Consider the following 24359-nt stretch of genomic DNA (forward strand, 5'->3'; position numbering starts at 1 on the left):
CGGGTCTCCATCCGTGGTGGGTCGCGCGGGGGCTGGCAGGGTCGCTTGCGCTACTGTCACCGAATCCGGTCTTGTCCAGCTATAGGCGATACGTCTAGGGGGAGGCGTTCGGGTGGTGGAATTCAATGAAAAAACCGCGCTTCAGCCCGGCCGACCACCCACAAGACAGTCGATTCCTCCAGCGCGTGTCGCGGATTGTCATCTTTGAGTGGAATACTATGGCATTGGGATGATTTCCGAGTGGATGGAGAGATGGCATGGATCAGGCCTGGCCTGAAAGCACGCGCGACAACCTTCGATTTCTGTGTTCGGAAGTGGATAGCCAATATGGCTGGCTGCAGGCGTTCGTGTCCGCGCCGACGGCGGCCATGGCGCGCAAGCTGCTGGAGCGCCAGGGGTACGCCGAGAACCTCTGCCAGCGTATCGAACAGGCATGCCCTGAAGCCCGAAACCACAAGCGCTCGCACGCGCGGGCCCGCTTCCAGCAGAGCCTGGTCGAGGTCGCCAGTGGTCTGGCACGGCTCAGTGAGCTGGCGCGCAGTTGTCTGGAGCAGCTGATTCGCGTCGATGATGTCCAGCTGGTCGATGATATCGTGCTGGTCAAGTCGCTGCGCCGTGTGCGTCGCGGCATTCTGCGCAGCGAGATGTCGCTGGAGAACGGCTCCCTGTCCCTGGCCCTGAAGCTTGCGCGCAGTCGCGAGAAGCTGAAGCGGGACAGTGAAGGCCGCATCCGGGCACTCACTGGCCAGCTCAAGAAGAAGCGCGCTCCCGCCGAAGACCTGACACATCTGCTGTTCGTGGCCCGGGAAATCAGCCAGATGGGCGAGGTGCTGGGGCAGTTGGGTGAGGCGGTCATCTCGGCAACCCTCGGTCAGTCACTCAACTTCGAGCGCTATGCCTCGCTGACGCACCTGGTCAATGAACTCGGTGATGGCAGTCAGACGGCGGGCGAGATGCGCGTCGACACTTTGGCCGAGACACGCTCCGGCAGCCGGATCTCGGGGATTGCCAGCGAGAAGCCCAGTGAGAGGGCTGTTGAGAAGGTCAGTGACAAGGGCAAGCCGGCCAACGACAAGCAACAGGGCAGCAAGAACAAGGCGAGCGAGTCCAATGGCAGCAAGTCCAAGGACCGCAAATCCAGGGACCGCAAGCCAACCGGCGATCTGCCGCTGACCTCGCCGGAGTATCTGGCCATCTTCAAGGATGGCCTGGGGCGCAAGGTCGAGGAGGAGCGTCAGGGCGTCGAGCGCTGGCACGACATCTATCCCGGCATCGCCCCCCGCATCCTCTCGCATCATCAGCAGGGCGACAGCGCGGCACTCTTGATCGAGCACCTGCCGGGCATGACCCTCGAGCATCTGTTGATCAACGAATCGTCACGCCTCAATCGTACCGCCCAGCAGGCGCTGGTCGAGACGCTGCACTCGGTGTGGACCACCACCCGCCGCGACAAGCCGGTCACTGCAGGGCACATGCGCCAGCTGCTCAAGCGGCTGAGTGATGTCTATCAGATCCATCCGGAATTTCGCCACTGCGGTGCCTCGCTGTGTGGGCGCGAGATGCCCTCGCTGGAAGCGTTGATCGAGCAGGCCGCAGGTAGGGAACGTTCGCTCGAGGCTCCCTTCGCCGTCTATATCCACGGCGACTTCAATGTCGACAACATCCTCTTCGATCCGGCGAAGCAGAGCATCCGCTTCATCGATCTTCACCGCTCGGCCTATCAGGACTATGTGCAGGATGTGTCCGTGCACATGGTGTCCCATTACCGTCTGCAATTGACGGATGCGGCGCTGCGGGCCCGTATTCTGGCGCTGGCCCTGAGTTTCGGTCAGCAGATGCGTCGCTTTGCCCATGAGCAGGGCGATACCACCTTTGAATGGCGTCTGGCACTTGGCCTGGCGCGCTCCTTTGCCACCTCGACACGTTTCATCCTCGATGCCGGGCTGGCAGGGCGCATGTTCAACCGCGCACGCTTTATACTCGAGCATGTGCTTGGCGCCGACCCTGAACGGCCGGCCGATTACCGTATTCCCCTGGAGGAGTTGTTCGTTGACTGATTTCAAGATTGGCGTCGTGGGTATTCCCGGCAAGTGGTCGACCGAGGTGCTGGCGGATGCCATCGAAGCACGGACGGGCTTTCGTCTCGTGATCGACATGGCGGCCGTCTCGCTGGACCTGTCCCGCAACTGCCTCGAATTCCGTGACTCTGCCGGGGTGCGTCATGACCTGACCGAGCTGGATGCCCTGATCGTCAAGAAGATCAGCGCGGAATATTCCCCGGGCAGCCTGGACCGCCTGGAGCTGCTGCGCGTCGCCGAAGCCAGGGGCGTGCGCGTCTTCAGCAGCGCGGAGAGCATGATTCGCCTGATCGACCGCCTGAGCTGCACCGTCACGCTGGCCAATGCCGATATCCCGATGCCGGCCACACTGGTCACCGAAGACGTGGCGACGGCCTGCGAGGCCGTCAAGCACTTCAAGGCCGCCGTCTTCAAGCCGCTTTTCTCCACCAAGGCACGGGGCATGTGCATCATCGAGGACACCGGCGATGATGCCGCGCTGGAAGCTGCCGTGCGTGAGTTCGCCGCCGAGCACCCGATGATGTATCTGCAGCAGCGCCTCGACCTGCCGGGGCAGGATTACGGCATGGTCTTCGTCGGGGGCCGTTATCTGTGCAGCTACGCCCGCGTCAGTGGGGGCGATGCCTGGAATACCACCATCCACGCCGGTGGCAAGTACGCGCCCTTCGAGCCCTCCGAGGAGCTGATCGCGCTGGCGCAGCGTGCCCAGGCGCCGTTCAAGCTCGATTTCACCACCGTCGATGTCGCGCTGACCGACGATGGCCCGATCATCTTCGAAGTCTCGGCCTTCGGCGGCTTCCGCGGCGCGCTGGAAGGTGCCGGTGTCGATGCGGCCACCGCCTATCTCGATCACGTGATGGAGTGTCTGGCATGAGCGCGACGACCTGTGACAGCCCGGCCAGCCTTGCCACGCTGCCCTTTGCAGAGTGGACGGCCGCCGCCTGCTTCACGGCGCTGACGCCGTCGCGCCAGTGCCTGAGCGAGGCGCTACTGTTCGAGGTGGATGACTTTCGCCTGTGCGTGAAGACGGACATGCCACGGCTGCTGCAACGTCTGGCGACATATTTTCGCCATTGCGCGCGCATTGTGGCGCTCGACAATGTGCCGAGGGGAGCCAGGCTCGTGCATGTGCTCGAGGCGCCGGCCCTCAAGGACACGCCAGCGGCAGCGAGACTCGGCATCGTGCCCGAGGCCTTCGTCGATTGGATGCCGGAGCCCGGCAAGACACGCCGCAAGGACGCCATTATCGACCTGGCCGACGGGCGCCTGATTCACAAGGTGCGCACGGGCATGGCCTTTCTGCGCAGCAACGACCACAACCTGGCGTTCGGGCCCTGTGAAGACAATGAAAGCCAGGTGATCAACTTCCTGCTCAATCTGCACATGTCGCATCTGCAGCAGAATGACGGCTTGATCTGTCACGCATCGGCGCTGTCGAAGGGCGATCGCGCGGTGGCCATCGCCGCCTTCTCCGGCGGCGGCAAGTCCACCACCATGGTGAAGGCGCTCGACAATCCCGAGTTCGACTTCATCAGCAATGACCGGCTGTTCCTGGACCGCCCCGGGCGGGAGGGAACGCTGCGTGCCCGCGGCGTCGCCAAGTTGCCACGCATCAATCCCGGCACCATGCTCAACAATCCGCGTCTGCGCCCGCTGCTGGACCCCGCACGTATCGCAGGCTATGAAGCGATGCCGCAAGAAGCGCTGTGGGATCTCGAAGAGAAGCACGATCTGATCATCGAGGACGTCTACGGCCCCGGGCGTATCCGCGCCAGTGGCGAGCTTGCAGCCATGGTGATACTCAACTGGACGCGCGGCAGCGAGGCGCCACTCGAGGTGCGCGAGGTCGAGGTCAGCCGCAGCGAAGCGCTGATACGCGCGGTGATGAAGACACCGGGGCCCTTCCACCAGCAGCGGGATGGCCGTTTCGTGCCCAATGGCGCAAGCCTTGATCCCGCGCCGTATCTGGAGCGCCTGGCGGCAACCCGCGTGCTTGAGGTGACCGGGCGCGTGGACTTCGCCGCGCTGGTCGAGAACCACCTGACCCCCTTGCTGGAGGCTTGAACATGCGTCGTGAACTGCTGTTGATGCGCCACGGAAAGTCGGACTGGTCAGTGGCAGCTGACGACTTCCATCGACCCCTCAAGGAGCGCGGCAAGCGCGGCGCCCAGCGCATGGGGGCCTGGCTTGCCCAGGAGGCGCTGGTACCGGATGCCATCCTGAGCTCGCCGGCCCTTCGCGCGCGCGCCACGGCTGAAAAGTGCGTGAAGTCGATGGGCCTCGGCGTCGACATGATCGAGCTCAAGCCTGCGCTTTACTGCGAGGACGAGGCGCCGCTGCTCAAGACGGTGCGCGCCTGCCCGGACAGCGTGCAGCGACTGATGATCATCGGCCATAACCCGGCATTGGAAGATGCGCTGGTCTGGCTGACCGGCAAGCGGCCGCGTCCGCCCAAGGAGACCAAGCTGCTGCCGACGGCGGCGGTGGTCAAGCTGACCTTCGAGGGGCGCTGGGAAGACCTGCGCTCCGGTCAGATGAGCCTGGAGCTGATCCAGCGCGTGCGTGCCTTGCCGGATGGCTTCCCCTGGCCATTCCCGGCCGGTGAGGAGCGCCGCGAACGCCCCGCCTATTACTACCGTCAATCGGCCGTCCTGCCCTGTCGTCTGCAGGGGGAAGGCGAAGATGCCCAGTGGGAGGTGCTGCTGATCGGCTCTTCCTCCAATCGTCACTGGAGCCTGCCCAAGGGGATCGTCGAGCCGGGCATGAGTCCGCTTGAGTCCGCGCTCAAGGAAGCCCGCGAGGAAGCGGGCATTGAGGCGGAGGCGCTGGACCACGCAGCGCTGGAATTCAGTTACGAGAAGTGGGGCGCTCCTGTCGCCGCTAGTCTGCACGCCGTGAGAGTCGTGCATGAGCAGGAAGAGAGCGAGCGGGAGGAGCCGCATCGCAGTCGGCGCTGGGTGGCGGCGGAGGTCGTGCCGAGCCTGTTGAAGAACCACGAGATGGGGCACGCCGCCATGGCGCTGCTGGCACGGCTTGAGCAGTCGCGCCAGGCGACGTGAGTGCGGGAGACTGGCGCCTTTAGCTCCATCAGCTCCATAAGCTCCATTGGCGCCACTAGCACCGTACGAGGCGACGCATGGCGAGGACCGCCAGCATGAATCAATACCGAGTGAAGACGGGAAGAGCGACGGCCGATGACTGATGAACCGACAATTCGACGTGTGGCATTGATTCGTCATGCCGATTATCACCAGCAGATTGATACCCCGAGCGCGCTGCAGCCGTTTCCCTTGACCCGTCGCGGTGAGCGTCAGGCGCGTGAGGGAGCCGAGGAAGTGCTGACGCTGTGTCAGGCACATGGCTGGCAACCGGCCAGCACGGTACATGCCTCCAGCCTGTTGCGTGCCTGGCAGACGGCGCAGGTGATGAACGAGGTCATGGGTGACAGGACAGAGCGTGAGTTCTCGCTCATGGCACATGATGCCCTGTGGGAGCGCAGTCTGGGCAGCGCCGCCAATCTGACCACGGCACAGATCGCCGAAGCGGTGCGTCATGACCCGCGCGTGGATTTCCTGCCGGCCGACTGGAAATCCAACAGCCACTTTCGCCTGCCGCTGCCGGGAGCTGAATCCCTGATGCAGGCCGGTCAGCGGGTGGCCGACTTCATTGCTTCGCTACCGGCTTCCTCAACAACACCTTCTGTCTCGGCTCCCACATCCCCCCCCACATCGGGCGCCACGCTGACGCTGGTCGTCGGCCATGGCGCAGCGCTGCGCCATGCGGCGCATCTGCTGGGCGTGCTGGACTTCGACCAGATTGCCGGGCTGAGCATGCACCATGCGCGGCCGGTGGTCATCGAGGAAACTCCGCCTGGGTCATGGCGGCATGTGGCTGGCGAGTGGAAGGTGCGCCAGCGTCACGAGCCCGCGCAGGACTGAGTTGGCGGCCAGCCGGCGGGGTACTGAAGTGCAGAGAGCGGGCGGGGTGCTGGAGAGCAGGGGATGGGCGGAGTCATTGACAGCAGAGAAGCAGGCCAGCGCATCAGCGTGATACGGGCCTGTCATCTTTCTGTGATCAAACGGTCATAAGCTTGTCGCCCTGTGCCCGTGACCTCATTCCACATTCCCCCGGATGGGCCCCAAGGAGCGGCAAGGCGCTTGCTTGCCACAAGCCGGTGAGTTCAACGAGGCAAGCAGATGCCACAAGGAGATAGCCCAATGACCCTCAGTCCCCCCATGAGCGACGCCGTACCGCGTTACCGAGGCCCGACGCGTTATCTCAAGGCGCTACCCAGTCACGCGGCTCAGTGGCCCGAGACACATCAGCACCTGCGCGCCGGTGACAAGGTGTCCCGCGCCGCTCGCAAGCTGGGCAGCAAGGACTGGCCACGCCGCGATGTCATCTTCATCTCCGATGCGCATGCCGACGCGGAAGCCTTCATCGCATCTCTGGTGGCCAGTGGCGGTGTGCGCCTGACCTCGCGGGACCACCTGGTATTGACGGCGCGGGGCAAGCGCAGCGTCTTCGTCATCGGCGGTGATTGCCTCGACAAGGGCCCCAGCAATCTGGAGCTGCTGGAAGCCCTGCGCACCTTGATGCGCAGCGGGGCGCGTCTCAAGTTGCTGGCGGGCAATCACGACATGCGGCTGATGCTGGCGCTGATGCGGCTGAGTCATGATGATTCGGCGCGTACTGATCATCTGTTCGTGCGCATGGGCGCCAAGGGGCTGGCGCTGCTCAAGGAAGTCTTCGATCACTACCTGGCGGACAGACCGCGGGCGATGAAGAGCATTCCCTCGCGAAGTGAGTGTCGTCGGCGCCTGTACCCGGGGCCGGACTGGGCGGAGCAGTTTCGCAAATCGGCAGGCCATGTGCTCAAGGGGGAGGCGCTGGAGAAGGAGATCACTCGCCTGAGCGCCAAGGCCGATGGCTTCGAGCATGCCTGTGAGAAACACGGTCTCTCGTTGCGCCAGACCTATGCCGCCGCGCTCAAGGCCCACGAGCTGTTTCTCAAGCCCGGCGGGCGCTTTGCCTGGTTCTTCGACGAGATGCGCCTTGCCTATCGCAGTGGCGCCTTCCTGCATGTCCATGCAGGCGTGGATGATGCCTTCGCCAGACGACTCGGCCGCCAGAAGGTCTCGCAGGTCAATCAGGAATTCCGGCGCATCCTGCGCGAAGACCCGTTCACCTTCTATTACGGTGAGCTGGCCAATGTACTGCGCACCAAATATCGCAAGAGCGACATGGTGCTGAGCGCCGCAGGCGTCAAGCGCCTGCACAAGGTTGGCATTCGTGCCGTGATGCATGGTCACGTCAATCATCAGGCGGGCCAGCAGCTGGGCTGGCGCCACGGCCTTCTGCATATCGAGGGCGACGTCACCCTGGATCGTAATTCACGCCGCAAGGAAGGGCTGGATGGCGTGGGCATGGGGGCGACGCTGATAGAAGCCTGTGGACGCATCGTCGGCATCAGCAATGACCATCCCGAGGTCAAGGTCTACGCGCCCTGAAACACGCACAGGAGAGGCAGGTGAAAGACGACAAGCAGGACAAGTCGCTGTTCCGACATGAATCATTGCAGTCCATCGATGGCGTTCAGGACATTCTCAAGGCCATCATCAAGGGGCTGGGCAAGGGGCTGCTGTCATTTCGCGATGAGGACGGCGAGATTCGGCTGGCACCGCGCGGCCTGATGACCCTCAAGGTCACGGCGCGGCGAGAGGATGATCATCATCGCCTCGATATTCGCCTGTCATGGCATGCCAAGCCCGGCGCCAAGCGCAACAAGACGCTCAAGGTTCTCGATGAGTGAGGGCAGCGTGCGCTGGCATTGATCCAGATCAAGTCTCTGCCAGTCCGCGGCCCGTAGTGAGATGGCCGGCATACCCGCGCTTAAGCGGCTATGGTACATGTAGCATGCTGCATATTGGTTGTGTCTGCTGCGACACGACCGCTCCCCATGATCAGGACATGTCATTGATGCCTTCATCCCCTCAGCGCCTGTGCGGTGCCGATCACCGCTCGTCTCCATTGCACTCTTCCAGCCTTGCGGTAAAGCTTGCTGTCAGGCCTTCAAGGTGCTGGAAACAGTGGCTGGCCGCCGCCGCGCTTGCCTGTCTGCCGCTGGGCGCACAGGCCGCTGACAAGCCGCTCTCGGCGTCGGCCATTCAGGCCATCGAATCAGAGGTCGGCGCGCGAATCGGTGTCACCGTTCTGGATACCGCCGATGGCACCCGTTTCAGCTGGCGGGGGGATGAGCGCTTCCCCATGAGCAGCACCTTCAAGGTGCTGGCCTGTGGTCATATGCTCTCCCGGGTGGACGAAGGCCAGGAATCGTTGTCACGCAAGGTGGAGATTCGCCCGGCGGACCTCGTGACCTATTCCCCCATCACCGAGAACCACACCCGGGATGGAGGCCTGACGCTCGAGGCGTTGTGCCATGCCACCATCACGACCAGCGACAATACCGCGGGCAACCTGATTCTCGACACCCTTGGCGGTCCTGCCGCACTGACGGCCTATCTGCGGCGCCTGGACGATGACAGCACGCGGCTGGATAGACGTGAAACGGCGCTCAATGAGGCCACTCCCGGTGACCCGCGCGATACCACCACGCCGCACGCGATGGCGGCTACCCTGCAGCGACTGCTGGTGGGGGATGCGCTGAGCGAGCCATCGCGCCTGGCTCTGCAGGGCTGGATGCTGGCCAACACCACCGGTGATGACAAGCTGCGGGCGGCCTTGCCCGATGACTGGCAGATCGCGGACAAGACCGGCGGCGGGGGGTATGGCACCAACAATGACGTTGCCATCCTGTGGCCGCCGTTGCGTGCCCCGTTGATCGTGGCGGTCTATCTGACCGAAAGCGAGGCGGAACTGGCAGCACGCAATGCCGCGATTGCCGATGTCGGGCGTCTGCTGGTCAAGGAAGTGCTGGAGGATGAGGCGAGTCGCTGATGCTGAGGCGAGTCGCTGATGGTGGGGCGCTGGCAGGGCGTGCGTGAAGCATGGGCAACTCAGCGTTGCCGTCATCACGGCCAGCTTGCGCTTGTGGCGCTTGCCCGGTGCCCGCATTGTGCTTGCACTGCATCGGCTTTGGCAGCACGGACCTTCTCGCCATGTTCGCGCCTGCGCCTTGCCGAACCCGCCCTGTCTGCCTCCAGAGGAACTCCATGTCCACACTGTTTTCACCTCTCACCCTCGGCCCGCTCACGCTGGACAATCGCATCATCATCGCGCCCATGTGTCAGTACTCCGCCGAGGAGGGCCAGATGCAGGCCTGGCATGATCAGCATCTTGGCAATCTCGCCCAGTCCGGAGCTGGGCTTCTGATCTTCGAAGCCAGCGCCGTTGCCCCGGAAGGGCGCATCACCCATGGCGATGTCGGACTCTACGATGAGGCATGCCAGCAAGCCATGCAGGGAGTTGTCGAGCGTATCCGCCGCTATTCACCGATGCCGCTGGCGGTGCAGATCGGTCATGCGGGACGCAAGGCATCCTGCCAGAAGCCCTGGGAGGGCGGTGCTGCCATCGCGCCCGGCAACGACAATGGCTGGCAGGTACTTGCCCCCAGCGCGATTCCCTTCAGCGAAGGCGGGCCGCTCCCCGAGTCGATGAGTGGCGAGCAGATCCGCCGCACCATCGCGGACTTCGTGGCGGCGGCACAGCGCGCCGTCGACATCGGCCTGGACGGCATCGAGCTGCATGCGGCGCATGGTTATCTGCTGCACGAATTCCTGTCGCCGTTGAGCAATCAGCGCGACGATGACTACGGTGGCTCACTCGAGAACCGCATGCGTCTGACGCTAGAGGTCTTTGACGCCGTGCGGGCCGCGATCCCGCAGTACGTGATGCTGGGCATCCGGATCAGCGCGACGGACTGGGTCGAGGGCGGCTGGGACCTCGAGCAGAGCATCGAACTTGCCAAGGCGCTGGACCGTCGTGGCTGCCACTATCTGCATGTCTCCAGTGGCGGGCTCAGCGCGCAGCAGCAGATTCCGGTAGCGCCCAACTATCAGGTGCCGCACGCCGAGGCCCTGAAGGCGCAGGTGAAGATGCCGGTGATTGCCGTTGGCCTGATCACCGAGCCGCAGCAGGCCGAAGACCTGCTGGCAAACGAGCGTGCCGATGCCATCGCGCTGGCGCGTGGCATCCTCTACGACCCGCGCTGGCCGTGGCACGCGGCCGCTGCGCTGGGTGACACCGTCAAGGCTGCGCCCCAGTACCTGCGTTGCCAGCCGCATGGCCTGAAGTCGCTGCTGGAGAATCAACAGGACTGAGCCGTGTGAAGAGACATTGAGGATTGACGCCCGCGTTCACGAGCTCCCGCTCGCTGATCGCGGGCGTCTTGCTGTGCGAGGCTTGCCGTGAAGTTCTGGCTTTCCTTGACGTTCAGATTCGAGCGCGCCGGGCGCCTGACGCCATATCTTTCGTCTAACAAGAGCGCTGCCAGCGCATCACTCGAGTGCCGGATAGCGTGGCCTTGCGCCATCATGGGGGGTTCTGAAACGCGTCTTTGCGGCAATCGCGCCTGTTTCTCCTCACGCGCAGGGTGCAAGACTTGATGGCGTGATGGTGGGACGATGCCACCGATGATCAAGCGGACCCGCTGCCTGCCGTGGGGTGATGTTGCAGCGCGATACGCGCTTGATCCTGGCCGCCAGACCGTCTGGTGAATGTGACTTGAAAGACCAAGGGGGCGTGAGTGGACAATATGCGTGGTAGTGTTTTCATGGTCATCGCGATGGCAGCATTCGCGGTGGAGGATCTGTTGTTCAAGTTGGCGGCGGGGCATACCTCGACCGGTATCACCCTGATGCTGTTCGGTCTCGGCGGCATGCTGGTCTTCATGCTGTTGACCTGCCTGCGCGGTGAGTCCCTCATGCCTGCGGCGATCTTCTCGCGTCCGATTCTGGTGCGTGTCATCTGTGAAATCATCGCCCGCAGCAGCTTCGCCCTCGCCATCACCCTGATGCCGCTTTCCACTGCCTCCACCATCCTGCAGGCGACGCCGCTGGTCGTGGTGGCCGGGGCGGCACTGTTCTTCGGGGAGCGCGTCAGCCGCAAGCGCTGGCTGGCAATCGGTGTCGGCTTCATTGGCGTGCTGCTGATCGTGCGCCCAGGCCTCGACAGCTTCAACATGACCTCACTGTTTGCGGTGATCAGCACGATCGGCTTCGCCGGACGGGACCTGGCGACGCGCGGCGCGCCGGCGTCGTTGTCCAACGTCCAGCTCGGCATCTATGGCTTTCTCGCCCTGATTCCGGCGGGGGGGCTGATCGCTCTCTACCAGCAGACCCCGCTTGCGTATGCGCCCGAGGCGACCTGGCTGATCGTGGGTGCCGTGATACTCGGGGTCATCGCCTACAACGCCTTGACGATTGCCATGCGCAAGGGCGAGGTCTCGGTGGTCACGCCATTTCGCTATACCCGCGTCCTGTTTGCCTTGGCGCTCGGGGTCATGGTGCTGGGGGAAAGCCTCGATGCCATGACCTTGCTGGGCGCCGCCATCGTGGTCGCAAGCGGTATCTACATCGTCACCCAGGGCAAGCAGCGCCCGCCAGTGGCGAAGGTGGCCTCGTTGTGAATTCCTTCGCTGCCATCAGGTTGGCAGCGTCAGGCTGTCATCACCGCTGACGCCAGCTTGCACCATTGACCAGGTAACACATGAAAAAGGAGAGGCGCTTGCGCCTCTCCTTTTGTCGTTGTGGCGCGCATGTTTCATCCAGAACAGTGCGGTGACGGAAAAACCCCATCGATCAAGGCATTGGCAAGGCGATGAGGGAGCAGGGGAGCACGTGACGGTTGGCAGTAGTTATACGAGTGTGTAATAGTGAGGAGAAATCCATGGCAACCCACTCGCTGCCAGTCGTGTCACAAGGAGAGCCAATGCCAAGCCAAGCCCCGATTCTGGGTGTCTATCTGAGTGAGTCCCTGGACCTGGACAGCGTCTACGGTGAAGCACTGCGCCAGCTGGGCGACGATGTCGTGCTGCGTCATCCGCATGAGATCGAGGACCCGAGCGAGGTGCGGTTCGCCATCTGCTGGCAGCCGGGGGAGGATGCCTTCGCGCCGTACCCGAATCTTCGGCTTGCCATGTCGATCGCGGCGGGGGTGGATGCCCTGATGAGTCATCCGGGGCTCTCGGCCGAGGTTCAGGTCGCACGGGTGCGCGATCCGCATCAGGCGTATCTGATGGCCGGATTCGCCGCTCACGAGGTACTGCATCGCGAGCGCGAGTTTGCCGTCATGGCCGACAATGCCACGCGTGGCGAATGGCAGCCGTTGGCAATGCGTGCGCCAGAGAAGGCACAGGTGGCCGTGCTGGGCCACGGCAGCATGGGGCGCGCCGTGGTCAGTTCGCTGTCGACCCTGGGGTTCTCGGTGACGGTCGCCTGTCGCAGCGAACCGGCCGCGCCGGTGCCGGGCGTGCGTTACCTGACCGGTGACGCTGCCGTCATGGCGGCGGCAGACGGCGCCGATTATCTGATCAATATCCTGCCGCTGACCCCGGTGACCGAGAACGTGCTGAACGCTGCCTTGTTCGCCCGGCTGCGCCGTGGCGCCTGGCTGGTGCAGATCGGCCGCGGCGAGCACCTGGTGGAAGCGGACCTTGAAGCCGCGCTCGACGCCGGACAACTGGCAGGCGCGACGCTGGATGTCTTCCGCGAGGAGCCGCTGGCGCCCACTCACCGCTGGTGGTAGGACGCGCGCCTGCGCATCACGCCGCATGTGGCCAGTGACTCGCTCCCCGAGGTGGTGGCCGAACAGGTGGTGGCCACGGCGCGTGAGTTGCGCGATGGCCTGCCGCTCATGCTGGGCGTGGATCGCCAGCGCGGCTATTGAGGGCCGCAGCGCTTAAAACCCTCAGCGATTGAGGCCCGCGTCGCTTGAACACCGAAGGTGGACGCTTCAATGCTTCTCAAGGCTCAGCCGAGCCTTTCTCGACCCCAGACAGCGACATTGTGACCACAGGAGACAGCAACATGCCGGCATCGACCATGAGTGACGCGGAGTGGCAAGCACGCCTGGACCTGGCGGCCTGCTATCGGTTGGCAGCGCACTATCGCATGACCGACCTGATCTACACCCACATCACGGCGCGGGTACCGGATGAGGAAGGGCATTTTCTGATCAATCCCTACGGCTGGCGCTGGGAGGAAATCACGGCGTCCTCGTTGGTCAAGATCGACGTCAACGGCCAGAAGGTCGATGACAGTGCCGCGCGGGTCAATCCGGCCGGTTTCACCATTCACTCGGCGATTCATGCGGCAAGTCACTCAGCCAGCTGGATCATGCATACCCATACCCGCGCCGGTGTGGCGGTGTCGAGCCTGGAAGAAGGGCTCTTGCCACTGAATCAGATCGCCCTGCAGTTCCATGGCCGCGTCTCCTACCACGATTATGAGGGTATCGCGCTGGATCTGGATGAGCGCGAGCGCATTGTGGCAAGCCTTGGCGACAATCCGGCACTGATCCTGCGCAATCATGGCCTGCTGACCACCGGCGCCTCTGCCGCCGAGATGTTCAACAACATGTTCTATCTCGAGCGCAGCTGCGAGATCCAGGTCGCGACTCTGTCCATGGGCCAGCCGGTGCGCCGCCTCTCGCCCGAGATCTGTGAGCATGTGGTCGGTCAGTACGACATGGCCATCCACGAGGAGGGAGATCTGGCGCTGGAGTGGGAGTCTCATCTGCGACTGCTGGAGAGCCTTGGCTGTGATTATCGTTGTTAATAGCAGGCGCGCTGTTGAAGGCATCTTCGTTCGAGAGGCCATCGAGTGCCTGATGCGCGGGACAGCGACCGGACGGGAGACATCACGATGAGTCGCAAGGCATTCCAGCGGCTTTCCCAGGATCAGCGTCGTCGCGACCTGCTGGAAGCCACCTTGAGCTGTGTCGCGCAGCACGGTCTGGCCGGTGCCAGCGTTCGCCGTGTGGCGGAGGCGGCCGGGGTCTCGCCGGGACTGATTCGCCACCATTTCGGTACCAAGGACGACATGGTGCGGGCTGCCTACGCCTACATGATGGGCCAGCTGACCTCCGATATCGCCGATGCCAGCCCGGCCAGTGATGTATCCCCGGCGTGTCGTCTGGCGCGCTTCATCGCGGCGAGTCTCACGCAGCCCAACCTGGCCGCCCACAAGATCTCCCTGTGGGCGACCTTCATCGGCCGGGTGCGCCACGATGCCAGCTATTCGGCGGTGCACCAGGAAACCTATCGCGAGTTTCTCGACCTGCTCGCACAGCTGGTCAAGCCGGTGCTGAGTGCCCACGCGCTGCCCGCCACCGAGAGTGAATGTCAGGAGCAGGCGATCGCCCTCAATGGCTTGATCGATGGCCTGTGGCTGGAAGGCGGGCTGGAACACGACCTCTATCCGGTCGAGCGGCTGCCCGCGATCGCCATGCGGGCGGCAGAGGGCATTCTGCGGCTGCCACAGGGCACCTTGCTTGAGCACGTCGCTATCACGACATCACCCCCACCTCACAGGAGTTGAGCATGCGCTACGCCACCATTACCGAACGACTGAGTGATCTGGGCGGTGACAAATGGGCCGTTCACAGCGCTGCCCGCCAGCGTATCCAGGCCGGCGAGCCGATCATCGAGCTGACCATCGGCGAGCCGGATATCGCCACGCATCCGGCCCTGGTCGAGCACTGTGTCGAGGCGCTGCGCGCTGGCCGTACCCGCTACTCTGATGGCCGTGGTGAGCCGGGGCTGGTTGCGGCACTGGCCGAGCGCTACGCCGCGCGCATGCCCGAGATCAGCGCAGACAACGTGCTGTGTTTCCCCGGCACGCAGACGGCGCTGTTCGCGGTGATGCTGGCACTGGTGGAGGAGGGGGCCGGCGTACTGACCGGCGATCCCTACTACGCCACCTATGAGGGCGTGATCCGCGGCGCCGGCGGTGACCTGCAGCCGGTACCGCTGCGCATGGAGCATGGCTTCGTGTTGCAGCCACGGGATCTGGCCGCGGCCATCACGCCGCAGAGCCGTGTGTTGCTGCTCAATACCCCGCACAACCCGACCGGGGCGGTGATGGATCGGGCGACCCTCGAGCACATCGGTGCGCTATGTCGCGAGCATGATCTGTGGATCGTCTGCGATGAGGTCTATGAATCGCTGATCTTCACGGGCGAATTCGTCTCGCCGCTGGAAATCGAGGCACTGCGTGAGCGCACCGTGGTGGTGTCCTCGATCTCCAAGAGTCACGCTGCCACCGGTTTTCGCAGTGGCTGGGCCATCGGCTCGGCGGAATTCTGTCGTCGGCTGTTGCCTGTCTCGGAAACCATGCTGTTCGGCAACCAGCCCTTCATCGCCGACATGACCGAGGCCGCGCTGCGCGGGGATTTCGATACCACCGAGCGTCTGCGCGACTCTCTCGGGCGCCGCGCGCGTCTGGTGCATGAGGCGCTGGCGGCCATCCCGCAGCTGTCCTCCAGCCTGCCCCAGGGCGGCATGTTCCTGATGGTCGATGTCTCACGCACCGGCCTGAACGGTGAGCAATTCGCCTGGCGGCTGCTGGAACAGCAGCAGGTGGCGGTGATGCCCGGCAGCGTCTTCGGTGATTGCGGTACGCCGCTGGTACGTGTCGCCCTGACCGTGCCGGACGACAGCCTGCTGGAAGCGGTGCAGCGCATGGCGCTGCTGTGTGACCAGCTGGAAGCCGAGGTCGTGGCCTGAGATCTTTTCTCAGCGCCTTGCGGTCAGTCTCAAGGCCAGCCAAAGTCAGGCATCACCCCGACTCATCCTCTGTTGCGTAGACGCAGAAACGCCGCCCTCGGGCGGCGTTTCTGCGTTCAGCGATGCTCAAGTCAGCCCGTCATTTCCAGCCCATCTGCCAGACATCATCTGCCTTGAGCTCGCGCCAGGCGAGGGTGTAATCCCTGCGTGTCAGCACCGCCTGCAACACGACCTCGACCACATGTTCGTCCTGCTCATCACGAATCAAGCGTGTGACGATGAAATGGCGCTCACGCTCCCGGGGCGACACGGCGGTCCATTTGCTCTGCAACAGCTTGTCGGGGTTGATGCGATTCATGCTGGTTCCTCAAGAAACGGTTGGCAGCTGCGTGCTGCTCGAGTCAGTGCCAGTCAAGTCAGTGCTGGTCAAGTCAGAGCCCAGCAGACAGGTGAGCGCCAGGTGGGCTTACACCGAAGGTGGGCTCTCGTTGAGCAGTTGCCACAGCGACTCGGTCGCCGCGCTGTGCTTGCCACGGCGACAATAGCAGGCCACCTCGAGGGTCGGGCCGCCCAGATCATCCAATAGCGAGACCAGTCTGCCGCTCTCCAGATCATCCTCGATCAGGCCGTGGGGCAGCCAACCGACTCCCAATCCGGCCATCACCAGTTCACGAATGCCCAGCGTAAAGGACGTCTCGCAGATGATGTCGATGTCCTGGGCGCGCTGCAGGTCCATCAGGTAGGGCGAGGCCAGAATCTGGCCCAGAAAACTCTCCGGATCATAGGCGATCAAGGGCAGGCGCTGGTCACTGCGCGGCAGGTGCAGGGGGCGCCCCTGGGCGTCCGGAGCACACACCGGCAGCAGCCGCTCCAGCCCCAGCGAGATGCGCTGGGTGTCGCCGTTGTCATCGAAGATCGGCGCGCCCTGCAGTTCTGAGCACAGCAGCAGGTCTGCCTGATCATGCTCGAACAGTTGCAGGCATTCGCTGCGATCCAGTGATTTCACCTGCAGTCCGGCTTCGGGGGAGTTGTGCCGGAAATAGCGCAGCAACCGCGGCAGATAGCTGACGGTGAGGGTGTGCTGGGTGGTGATGATTGCCTTCGGCCCCTGGCGGGCCTCGCTGCGCAGGCGGCTGCGCAACGTGTAGAGCCGCGCCAGCCATTCCCGCATTTCCTGCTCATATTCCAGCGCGTGCTCGGTGAGGATCATGCGCTGCGACTGACGATAGACCAGCTCGACGCCCAGCCACTCTTCCAGCTGCCGTATCCGGCGCGAGAAGGCGGGTTGCGTCACGTTGCGTCTCTCGGCTGCCAGCGAGAAGGTTCCGGCCTCGATCAATGCGAGAAAGTCTTCGATCCATTCGATCTTCATGCGTCGCCTGAGGAGATGTCGGTTGTTGTTGGAGGTCGGCCATCATGCACCGAGTGCTTGTTGGGGTGAAGACCGCAAGCACACCCCCGGAGCATGAACCATCCATGGTTCGTCAATGGTAGGGCAGCGCCGAAGGGCCAGGGGCCACAGGCCACAGGCAATGGATATGACTGCCGGTCGGCGTCGCGGGCATGACGATCTTCTGGATGCCTGAGTCGGACAAGAGCAAAGAGCTGGTCATGCAGAAAAGTAACAAACTTTGAGAAACATGGCATTGGGACTGGCGAGAATCGCGGCTTACTGTTGAGAAGACCGCTCGGCGGCGTGCCGGAGTGATGTCACACATTCGACGAACGTCGTTATGAGAGTAACCCCCTATGACAACAATGACTCGCCTGGAGGCTCGTATGCATCTGTCCCGTTTTCCCCGTGTTCGCCTTGGTCACCTCTCGACTCCGCTGGAGCCGATGGACAACCTGAGCAAGCTGTTGGGTGGGCCGCGTCTCTGGATCAAACGTGATGACTGCACCGGGCTTTCCACCGGTGGCAACAAGACTCGCAAGCTGGAATTCCTGATGGCAGACGCGCTGGAGCAGGGCGCCGACACCATCATCACCCAGGGCGCTACCCAGTCCAACCACGCGCGTCAGACCGCTGCCGCTGCCTGCAAGCTGGGTCTTGAGTGCCACATCCTGCTGGAAGACCGTACCGGCAGCGACGACCGCAGCTACAACTACAACGGCAACGTCTTCCTCGACCAGTTGCATGGCGCGACGGTCGCCAAGCGTGAAGGCGGTGCCGACATGGCCGCCGAGATGGAAGCGCTGGCCGACAAGCTGATCGGCAAGGGCAAGAAGCCCTACATCATCCCGGGGGGTGGTTCCAACGAGATCGGCGCGCTGGGTTACGTGAATGCCGCCCTCGAACTGCTGTCCCAGGCCAACGACATGGGCCTCAAGATCGATCACCTCGTGCACGCCACCGGCAGCGCCGGGACCCAGGCGGGTCTGGTGACGGGCCTGACCGCCTGCAACTCCGGCATTCCGGTACTCGGCATCGGCGTGCGGGCCCCGAAGGACAAGCAGGAAGGCAATGTCTTCGCGCTGGCACAGAAGACCGAAGCCAAGCTGGGCCTGTCTGACGTGGTCAAGCGTGAAGATGTCGTCGCCAACTGCGATTACGTCGGTGACGGCTACGGCATTCCGACCGAAAGCATGATCGAGGCCGTCACGCTGCTGGCTCAGCAGGAAGGCATCCTGCTGGACCCGGTCTACTCCGGCAAGGGCATGGCCGGTCTGATCGACCTGGTACGCAAGGGGCACTTCAAGGAAGGCGAGAACGTGGTTTTCCTGCACACCGGCGGTGCCGTGGCCCTGTTCGGCTACCCGGATGCCTTCAACTTCGCGGATTACCAGGCCTGATAGCGTTTGCGGCCAGTGATGCGTCCCGCCTGACGACAGCGGCGTGACTGACGCATCCCGTAACGACACGCTCCCCGGCCCAGCTGGCAAGGGAGCGTGATGATCACAGCAGTTTTCGGGGAATCACAATGACAATCAGACACCTCAAGCTGGCTGAAGCAGCCGACGGCGTGGCAGAGGAAGATCAGCGCACCACGGCCATCGTCCAGGACATGCTGCAGGACATTCGCTCGCGTGGTGAAGATGCCGTGCGCATGTATGCCGAGAAGTTCGACAACTGGAGCGGCGATTTCGTCCTCAGCGAGGAAAAGCTGGCCACGCTGATCGAAAGCGTGCCGCAGAGCGTCAAGGACGATATCGATTTCGCCCATCGCCAGATCCGTCGTTTCGCCGAAGCGCAGCGCGACAGCCTGACGTCCTTCGAGATAGAGACCGAGCCGGGTGTCGTGCTGGGGCAGCGCGTGCTGCCCATCGATGCCGCGGGTTGCTACGTGCCGGGCGGACGCTACGCGCATGCCGCCTCGGCGCTGATGAGCGTCGCCACGGCCAAGGCCGCCGGCGTCAAGTACATCACGGCCTGTTCGCCACCGCGCGGTGACAGCATCAATCCGGCGGTGGCCTACGCCATGCATGTGGCCGGTGCCGACCGCATCCTGGAGATGGGCGGCGTTCACGCGGTCGCCAGCATGGCCTTCGGCCTGTTCGGCGGGCGCGAAGCCGACATCCTCGTCGGCCCGGGCAACGCCTTCGTGGCCGAAGCCAAGCGCCTGCTGTTCGGGCAGGTCGGCATCGACGTCTTCGCCGGCCCCACCGAATCGGCGGTGATCGCCGATCACACGGCAGACCCGATGACCATCGCGGTGGATCTCGTCTCCCAGGCGGAGCACGGCCCGAACTCGCCGGTCTGGCTGTTCACCACCAGTGAAGAGGTCGCGCGCCGCGTCATCGAGCTGGTGCCGCTGGTCGGCAACGACATGCCCAACGCCGAGGTCATCCACGCCGCCTGGCGCGACTACGGCGAAGTCATCCTGTGCGACACCCGCGAAGAAGTGGTCCAGATCAGTGATCAGTACGCCTGCGAACACCTGCAGGTGCTGTGTGAGGACCTGGAGTGGTGGAAGCAGAATCTCAGCAACTACGGCTCTCTGTTCCTCGGCGAAGGCAGCACCGTCACCCACGGTGACAAGTGTTCCGGCACCAACCACATCCTGCCGACCAAGCGCGCCGGTCGCTACTCCGGCGGTCTGAATGTCCACAAGTTCATGAAGGTACTGACCACCCAACAGCTCAGTGTTGAAGCCAATCTCAAGTTCAGTGCCATCGGTTCGCGCATCTCGCGCACCGAAGGGATGGAAGGCCATGCGCGTGCCTGTGACTGGCGCCTCACCAAATACTTCCCCGAGCAGGATTGGGATTTCCCCGTCTATGCCCAGAAGCGGTATTGAGGAGGCCACATGCGTCGTTTTGCCAAGTCATTCACCCAACAGGAAGCCATCTCCGACACCGCCATCGAGGCTGCCGTCGCCGTGATGCGCAGTGGTCGCCTGCATCGCTACAACCTGGCGGAAGGCGAGCAGGGCGAAACGGCGCTGCTGGAGCAGGAATTCGCGGCGAGTCTGGGCATTCCCCATGCGCTGGCCTGTGCCTCCGGCGGCTATGCCCTGCAACTGGCGCTGCGCGCCTGCGGACTCGAGGCCGGTGACAAGGTGCTGTGCAACGCCTTCACCCTGTCCCCGGTGCCCGGCAGCATCGTCGCCGCCGGTGGCGAGCCGGTGCTGGTGGACATCCTCGAGGACACCACGGTCGATCCGGAGGATCTGGCGCGTGCGGCAGATCAGAGCGGGGCCCGCTTCTTCATGCTCTCGCACATGCGCGGCCATATCGGCGACATGCACGCGATCATGCAGGCCTGCGACAGCCGCGGCATCACGGTGATCGAGGATTGCGCGCATACCATGGGTGCGAGCTACGACGGCAAGCCCAGCGGCACCTTCGGCAAGGTCGGCTGCTACAGCACCCAGACCTACAAGCACGTCAATTCCGGTGAAGGTGGCCTGCTGGCGACCGCCGATGATGAGGTGATGCGACGCGCCATCATCCTGTCGGGCTCCTACATGCTGTACGACCGCCACCTGGCGGCACCGGCCGCGGAGAGCTTCGCCGAGACGCGCCTGCAGACCCCCAACATGAGTGGTCGCATGGACAATCTGCGTGCCGCCATCCTGCGCCCGCAACTGGGGGAGCTGGCAGAGCGTCGTGAGCGCTGGAATGCCCTCTATGCCCGCATGCAGGACCGGCTCGCGGCCATGGAGGGCGTCACGCCCATCCTGCGTGGCCCGCTGGAAGGCTACGTCGGAAGCTCCATCCAGTTCACGCTGGCGCAGTGCTCCCACGAGCAGATCGCCGCCTTCATCACAGGCTGTGAAGCGCGTGGGCTGCCGGTGAAATGGTACGGCAAGCCGCTGCCGGAGGATTACACCAGCCGCTACGACAGCTGGGCCTATCTGGGCAGCCATCGTGCAGTGCCCAATGCCGACCGGGTGCTGGCGACGCTGTGTGATCTGCGTCTCCCGCTGACCTTTGACGTGCAGGACTGTGAGGTCATCGCGGACTTGATCCTGGACGCTCTGCACAGTGCACGACCTGTCTCGACCGTCGCGTGACTATGCCCGGCGGCAGCACGTGACGGGGATGAACCCATAACGATAACGCTTTGAAAGCCACATGATCTTCAATCCGCATGTCCTGATGACAGGCCATGCGGACCCGCAACCAGTGGAGTAATAACAATGTTCAATAAAGCTCTCTTGGCAACCGCAGTGATGTTGGCGATGTCAGCGACCGCTCAGGCGAAGACCTTCAAGGTCGGCATGGGCGATCCGATGGATTCGGATCAGGGCGCGCTTGCACAGCGCTTCGAGGAACTGGTCGAGGACCTTTCCGATGGCGAGATGCAGGTGGAGTTGTTCCCGGGCGGTCAGCTGGGCTCCGAGACCGGCATGATCCAGGACACGCGCATCGGCAAGCTGGACTTCGCGCTGATCGGCGTCGGCAATCTGACGCCCTACGCGCCGCGCCTCGGCGCGCTCACCATGCCCTATGCACTGCGTAGCCATGCGGATGCCGTCAAGGCCACCACCGGCCCGCTGGCGGATGAATGGAACCAGATCGCCGAGAAACAGGCCGGCGTCCACATCGTCAGCTGGCTGTATTCCAACTTCCGTTATCTGACCAACTCCAAGCGTCCGGTGACGTCGCTGGAAGACCTTGAAGGCATGAAGATCCGTGTGCCGCAGAACAAGATCATGCTCGCCACCTATCAGGCCTGGGGCGCCAGCCCGATCAGCATGTCGTGGCCGGAAGTCTTCACCGGTCTGCAGCAGGGCGTGATCGATGGCCAGGACAACCCGGACATCGTCAACTACACGATGAAGTTCCAGGAAGTGCAGAAGTATCTGACCGAGGTCCACTACCAGTACTCCCTGCAGCCGATCGTCATGGGGGTGCGTACCTACAACAAGCTCTCTGACGAGGAGCGCGAGATCATCGATCGCGCCGGCCTGGAAGCCCAGCTCTATGCGCTTCAATTCCAGCTGACCGAGGCCTCTCAGGCGCGTGCTGCCATGGAAGCTGAAGGGGTGCAGTCCGCCCAGCTGACCGACGAGGACAAGTGGATCAGCATTGCCAAGGAAGAAGTCTGGCCGCAGTTCTATGAAGAGATCGGCGGCAAGGAATCCTTCGACGAATTGCAGAAAGCATTGGGCCACTGAGCCCGAGTGGGCGGGGTCGCTCGCGGCGTCAGCGTGAATGACGCCTGAGCGACCCCCGCTGCGTTCAATGCTATCGAGCAGGGATACCAGACAGTGCTGGTATCCCTCTCACAGTTCATCGTGAAGGAGGCTCGCATGTTGGCCAGATTGAACAATCTCGAGGATTACGCCTGCCGCTTTCTACTCGCGGTCTTCGTACTCCTGCTGTTTTCCCAAGTGGTATTGCGTGTCGTGTTCGGTATCGGCATGGCATGGATGGAAGAGCTGGCACGCTACGCCTTCGTCTGGTTCGTCTTCCTGGGGGCTGCACACGCGGCTCACCTGAGTGCCCACAATCGGCTGCAGACCCATATCAATCTGCTGCCGCGCAAGGTGGCCAACGCCATCCTGCTGTTTGTCGACCTTATCTGGGCGCTCTTCAGCCTGATCATCGCCTACAAGAGCCTGGATCTGATCGGGCTTCTCACCGAGTTTCCCTATGAGTCCCCAGCGCTCGGCTGGTCGCTCGCCTATGTCTATTACATCTTCCCCGTGGCCTTCACCTTGATGGCCTTTCGCGTATTGCAGGTGCAGTTCCTCAAGCTGGTCAGAGGCATCGAGCCCGGCAACGTGGACGACGAGGAAGTGAAGCGCATCACGGAAGCGGCCCCGGATGCCGCCGATGACACCCGCACCGCCAAGATGGGAGGCTGATGCCATGGCCGCGACTATTCTGTTCTCTCTGTTCGGTGCACTGCTGTTTCTGGGCTCACCCATCGTCGTTGCCCTTGGGGTGGCGTCCATGGCGGTCTATGTCGTCAGTGGTGATGACATCACCTCGCTGGTGGAGCTGGCGTTCTCGGCGATCAACTCCTTCCCGCTGATGGCACTGCCATCCTTCATTCTGGCGGGCGCCCTGATGGGCGACGCCGGCATCGCGCGGCGTCTGATTCGTATCGCCGAAGAGCTGGCGGGCCCGGCCGCAGGTGGCCTGGGGGCGGCAGCGGTGATGGCCTGCATGTTCTTCGGCGCCATCTCCGGCTCGGGGCCGGCGACCACGGCGGCCGTGGGCATGCTGGTGATTCCGGCGATGATCGAACGTGGCTACGGCCGCAGCTATCCGGCGGCGATTACCGCCACCGCTGGCGGACTGGGCGTCGTGATTCCGCCCAGCATGCCGTTGGTCATCTACGGGGTGACCGCCAACGAGTCGATCTCGGCGCTGTTCATGGCGGGTGTCATCCCGGGCATCATGCTGGGGGCGGCCCTGATGATCGCCAACTACATCACCGCCAAGCGCAACGGCTATCAGGCCCAGGGCGAGCCGTACGACAAGGCGCGTGTCTTCAAGGTACTCAAGGAGGGCTTCTGGTCACTGATGGCACCGGTGGTCATCCTCGGCGGCATCTACAGCGGTCTTTTCACACCGACCGAAGCCGCCGTCGTCTCGATCTTCTATGCGCTGTTCGTCGGTGTCTTCATTCACAAGGAGTCCTCGCTGCTGGGCTTGAATGAAGCCTTCCAGAACACGACTTGGCTGACCGGTCGCGTGCTGATCATCATGTTCACCGCTACCGCCTTCGGTCGCATCCTGGTGGAGCATCACATTCCGGCCATGATCGCCCAGGGCATCCTCAACATCACCGACAGCCTGTGGCTGGTGTGGGTGCTGGTGATCGCCTTCCTGCTGATCGTCGGCATGTTCATCGAGATTCTGGCCACCATCATGATCGTCACGCCGGTGTTGCTGCCGGTCATGGTGGAGCTGGGCGTCGACCCGGTGCACTTCGGGATCGTGCTGGTGGTGAGTCTCGGGATCGGCTTCTCGACCCCGCCACTGGGCGAGAACATGTTCATCAGCTCCAGCATCGCCAACGTGTCCATCGAGAAAATCTCGGTGCGGGCGCTGCCGCTGGTCGGCACCATGGTGCTGATCGCCTTGCTGCTGGCCTTCGTGCCGCAGCTGACAATGTGGCTGCCGGACATGATGGGCTTCTAGCGGCCCAGCGGAGGGCAGTGGCTCGTCATCACTGTTTTCGTCAACACAGTGGCTCG

Annotated in this window: 22 protein-coding genes; 20 read left to right on the top strand and 2 right to left on the bottom strand. The window is 63.4% G+C overall.

Translation table 11 applies throughout. The annotated features are described in order from the left end of the window. The first annotated feature begins 257 nt into the window (after nucleotides 1-257). From U0O11_RS07325 to U0O11_RS07390, 14 genes are all read left to right on the top strand, one after another. Nucleotides 258-2057, top strand: coding sequence for an aminoglycoside phosphotransferase family protein (locus U0O11_RS07325; protein WP_324692376.1), 1800 nt, complete (start codon nucleotides 258-260; stop codon nucleotides 2055-2057). Then, nucleotides 2050-2952 (top strand): GAK system ATP-grasp enzyme, encoded by a 903-nt coding sequence (locus U0O11_RS07330; protein ID WP_043332107.1) that lies wholly within the window; start codon nucleotides 2050-2052, stop codon nucleotides 2950-2952. Before U0O11_RS07325 ends, U0O11_RS07330 begins: the two co-directional genes overlap by 8 nt. Then, nucleotides 2949-4142 carry an HprK-related kinase B gene (locus U0O11_RS07335; RefSeq protein ID WP_052384350.1) on the top strand — a complete coding sequence of 398 codons (1194 nt, stop codon included), beginning with the start codon at nucleotides 2949-2951 and terminating at the stop codon, nucleotides 4140-4142. The genes U0O11_RS07330 and U0O11_RS07335 overlap by 4 nt, the downstream gene beginning before the upstream one ends. Before the next feature lie 2 nt (nucleotides 4143-4144). Beyond that, on the top strand, nucleotides 4145-5137 hold the full coding sequence (locus tag U0O11_RS07340; protein ID WP_052384349.1) for an NUDIX domain-containing protein: 993 nt from the start codon (nucleotides 4145-4147) through the stop codon (nucleotides 5135-5137). A 135-nt stretch (nucleotides 5138-5272) separates the two neighbouring features. Then, a complete protein-coding gene (locus tag U0O11_RS07345) occupies nucleotides 5273-6016 on the top strand; it encodes a histidine phosphatase family protein (protein ID WP_324692377.1) in 744 nt (247 codons plus the stop codon). Nucleotides 6017-6295: 279 nt separating this feature from the next. Next, entirely contained in the window at nucleotides 6296-7588 is a 1293-nt protein-coding gene (locus tag U0O11_RS07350) for a metallophosphoesterase (protein WP_043332104.1), read from the top strand. Between the two features lie 20 nt (nucleotides 7589-7608). Next, nucleotides 7609-7890, top strand: a complete 282-nt coding sequence (locus tag U0O11_RS07355) for an amphi-Trp domain-containing protein (RefSeq protein WP_054555998.1) — start codon at nucleotides 7609-7611, stop codon at nucleotides 7888-7890. A gap of 167 nt (nucleotides 7891-8057) precedes the next feature. Next, on the top strand, nucleotides 8058-9035 hold the full coding sequence (gene bla, locus U0O11_RS07360) for a class A beta-lactamase (RefSeq protein ID WP_084589318.1): 978 nt from the start codon (nucleotides 8058-8060) through the stop codon (nucleotides 9033-9035). A gap of 215 nt (nucleotides 9036-9250) precedes the next feature. Further along, nucleotides 9251-10357, top strand: coding sequence for an NADH:flavin oxidoreductase/NADH oxidase (locus tag U0O11_RS07365; RefSeq protein WP_043332817.1), 1107 nt, complete (start codon nucleotides 9251-9253; stop codon nucleotides 10355-10357). Between the two features lie 434 nt (nucleotides 10358-10791). Beyond that, complete coding sequence (locus tag U0O11_RS07370; protein WP_209443786.1) at nucleotides 10792-11664, top strand: DMT family transporter; 873 nt, start codon at nucleotides 10792-10794, stop codon at nucleotides 11662-11664. Nucleotides 11665-11966: 302 nt separating this feature from the next. Further along, nucleotides 11967-12782 carry an NAD(P)-dependent oxidoreductase gene (locus U0O11_RS07375; RefSeq protein WP_324692378.1) on the top strand — a complete coding sequence of 272 codons (816 nt, stop codon included), beginning with the start codon at nucleotides 11967-11969 and terminating at the stop codon, nucleotides 12780-12782. A gap of 281 nt (nucleotides 12783-13063) precedes the next feature. Continuing rightward, nucleotides 13064-13813 carry a class II aldolase/adducin family protein gene (locus U0O11_RS07380; protein WP_197738731.1) on the top strand — a complete coding sequence of 250 codons (750 nt, stop codon included), beginning with the start codon at nucleotides 13064-13066 and terminating at the stop codon, nucleotides 13811-13813. 87 nt (nucleotides 13814-13900) lie between these two features. Beyond that, nucleotides 13901-14575, top strand: a complete 675-nt coding sequence (locus U0O11_RS07385; RefSeq protein WP_317291912.1) for a TetR/AcrR family transcriptional regulator — start codon at nucleotides 13901-13903, stop codon at nucleotides 14573-14575. A 2-nt stretch (nucleotides 14576-14577) separates the two neighbouring features. Beyond that, complete coding sequence (locus tag U0O11_RS07390) at nucleotides 14578-15762, top strand: pyridoxal phosphate-dependent aminotransferase (RefSeq protein WP_324692379.1); 1185 nt, start codon at nucleotides 14578-14580, stop codon at nucleotides 15760-15762. Between the two features lie 139 nt (nucleotides 15763-15901). On the opposite strand, the gene U0O11_RS07395 is transcribed toward U0O11_RS07390, so the two are convergent. After that, entirely contained in the window at nucleotides 15902-16120 is a 219-nt protein-coding gene (locus U0O11_RS07395; RefSeq protein WP_043332808.1) for a TIGR02450 family Trp-rich protein, read from the bottom strand. 108 nt (nucleotides 16121-16228) lie between these two features. Next, complete coding sequence (locus U0O11_RS07400; RefSeq protein WP_043332806.1) at nucleotides 16229-17134, bottom strand: LysR family transcriptional regulator; 906 nt, start codon at nucleotides 17132-17134, stop codon at nucleotides 16229-16231. Nucleotides 17135-17541: 407 nt separating this feature from the next. On the opposite strand from U0O11_RS07400, the gene U0O11_RS07405 reads away from it, so the two are divergent. The 6 genes from U0O11_RS07405 to U0O11_RS07430 all read left to right on the top strand — a co-directional run bounded on the left by U0O11_RS07405 (nucleotide 17542) and on the right by U0O11_RS07430 (nucleotide 24303). Next, nucleotides 17542-18555 carry a D-cysteine desulfhydrase gene (locus tag U0O11_RS07405; RefSeq protein ID WP_043332804.1) on the top strand — a complete coding sequence of 338 codons (1014 nt, stop codon included), beginning with the start codon at nucleotides 17542-17544 and terminating at the stop codon, nucleotides 18553-18555. 128 nt (nucleotides 18556-18683) lie between these two features. Next, nucleotides 18684-20000, top strand: coding sequence for a histidinol dehydrogenase (hisD, locus tag U0O11_RS07410; protein WP_064503251.1), 1317 nt, complete (start codon nucleotides 18684-18686; stop codon nucleotides 19998-20000). 9 nt (nucleotides 20001-20009) lie between these two features. Beyond that, a complete protein-coding gene (locus tag U0O11_RS07415) occupies nucleotides 20010-21218 on the top strand; it encodes a DegT/DnrJ/EryC1/StrS family aminotransferase (protein WP_317291913.1) in 1209 nt (402 codons plus the stop codon). A 168-nt stretch (nucleotides 21219-21386) separates the two neighbouring features. Beyond that, complete coding sequence (locus tag U0O11_RS07420) at nucleotides 21387-22325, top strand: TRAP transporter substrate-binding protein (RefSeq protein ID WP_213114127.1); 939 nt, start codon at nucleotides 21387-21389, stop codon at nucleotides 22323-22325. Nucleotides 22326-22460: 135 nt separating this feature from the next. Then, nucleotides 22461-23018, top strand: a complete 558-nt coding sequence (locus U0O11_RS07425) for a TRAP transporter small permease (RefSeq protein ID WP_043332799.1) — start codon at nucleotides 22461-22463, stop codon at nucleotides 23016-23018. Between the two features lie 4 nt (nucleotides 23019-23022). Next, a complete protein-coding gene (locus U0O11_RS07430) occupies nucleotides 23023-24303 on the top strand; it encodes a TRAP transporter large permease (RefSeq protein ID WP_043332797.1) in 1281 nt (426 codons plus the stop codon). The last annotated feature ends 56 nt before the right edge of the window (nucleotides 24304-24359 follow it).

Source organism: Cobetia sp. D5, assembly GCF_035666195.1.
Classification (GTDB): Bacteria; Pseudomonadota; Gammaproteobacteria; order Pseudomonadales; family Halomonadaceae; genus Cobetia; species Cobetia amphilecti.

Bases quoted from the DNA above. Each gene is read 5' to 3' on its own strand.
- U0O11_RS07350 (WP_043332104.1), top strand. From the start codon at position 6,296: ATGACCCTCAGTCCCCCCATGAGCGACGCCGTACCGCGTTACCGAGGC.
- U0O11_RS07385 (WP_317291912.1), top strand. From the start codon at position 13,901: ATGAGTCGCAAGGCATTCCAGCGGCTTTCCCAGGATCAGCGTCGTCGC.
- U0O11_RS07365 (WP_043332817.1), top strand. From the start codon at position 9,251: ATGTCCACACTGTTTTCACCTCTCACCCTCGGCCCGCTCACGCTGGAC.
- U0O11_RS07400 (WP_043332806.1), bottom strand. From the start codon at position 17,134: ATGAAGATCGAATGGATCGAAGACTTTCTCGCATTGATCGAGGCCGGA.
- U0O11_RS07325 (WP_324692376.1), top strand. From the start codon at position 258: ATGGATCAGGCCTGGCCTGAAAGCACGCGCGACAACCTTCGATTTCTG.
- U0O11_RS07340 (WP_052384349.1), top strand. From the start codon at position 4,145: ATGCGTCGTGAACTGCTGTTGATGCGCCACGGAAAGTCGGACTGGTCA.
- U0O11_RS07420 (WP_213114127.1), top strand. From the start codon at position 21,387: ATGTCAGCGACCGCTCAGGCGAAGACCTTCAAGGTCGGCATGGGCGAT.
- U0O11_RS07375 (WP_324692378.1), top strand. From the start codon at position 11,967: ATGCCAAGCCAAGCCCCGATTCTGGGTGTCTATCTGAGTGAGTCCCTG.
- U0O11_RS07415 (WP_317291913.1), top strand. From the start codon at position 20,010: ATGCGTCGTTTTGCCAAGTCATTCACCCAACAGGAAGCCATCTCCGAC.
- U0O11_RS07405 (WP_043332804.1), top strand. From the start codon at position 17,542: ATGCATCTGTCCCGTTTTCCCCGTGTTCGCCTTGGTCACCTCTCGACT.
- U0O11_RS07345 (WP_324692377.1), top strand. From the start codon at position 5,273: ATGACTGATGAACCGACAATTCGACGTGTGGCATTGATTCGTCATGCC.
- bla (WP_084589318.1), top strand. From the start codon at position 8,058: ATGCCTTCATCCCCTCAGCGCCTGTGCGGTGCCGATCACCGCTCGTCT.
- hisD (WP_064503251.1), top strand. From the start codon at position 18,684: ATGACAATCAGACACCTCAAGCTGGCTGAAGCAGCCGACGGCGTGGCA.
- U0O11_RS07425 (WP_043332799.1), top strand. From the start codon at position 22,461: ATGTTGGCCAGATTGAACAATCTCGAGGATTACGCCTGCCGCTTTCTA.
- U0O11_RS07335 (WP_052384350.1), top strand. From the start codon at position 2,949: ATGAGCGCGACGACCTGTGACAGCCCGGCCAGCCTTGCCACGCTGCCC.
- U0O11_RS07390 (WP_324692379.1), top strand. From the start codon at position 14,578: ATGCGCTACGCCACCATTACCGAACGACTGAGTGATCTGGGCGGTGAC.
- U0O11_RS07395 (WP_043332808.1), bottom strand. From the start codon at position 16,120: ATGAATCGCATCAACCCCGACAAGCTGTTGCAGAGCAAATGGACCGCC.
- U0O11_RS07370 (WP_209443786.1), top strand. From the start codon at position 10,792: ATGCGTGGTAGTGTTTTCATGGTCATCGCGATGGCAGCATTCGCGGTG.
- U0O11_RS07430 (WP_043332797.1), top strand. From the start codon at position 23,023: ATGGCCGCGACTATTCTGTTCTCTCTGTTCGGTGCACTGCTGTTTCTG.
- U0O11_RS07380 (WP_197738731.1), top strand. From the start codon at position 13,064: ATGCCGGCATCGACCATGAGTGACGCGGAGTGGCAAGCACGCCTGGAC.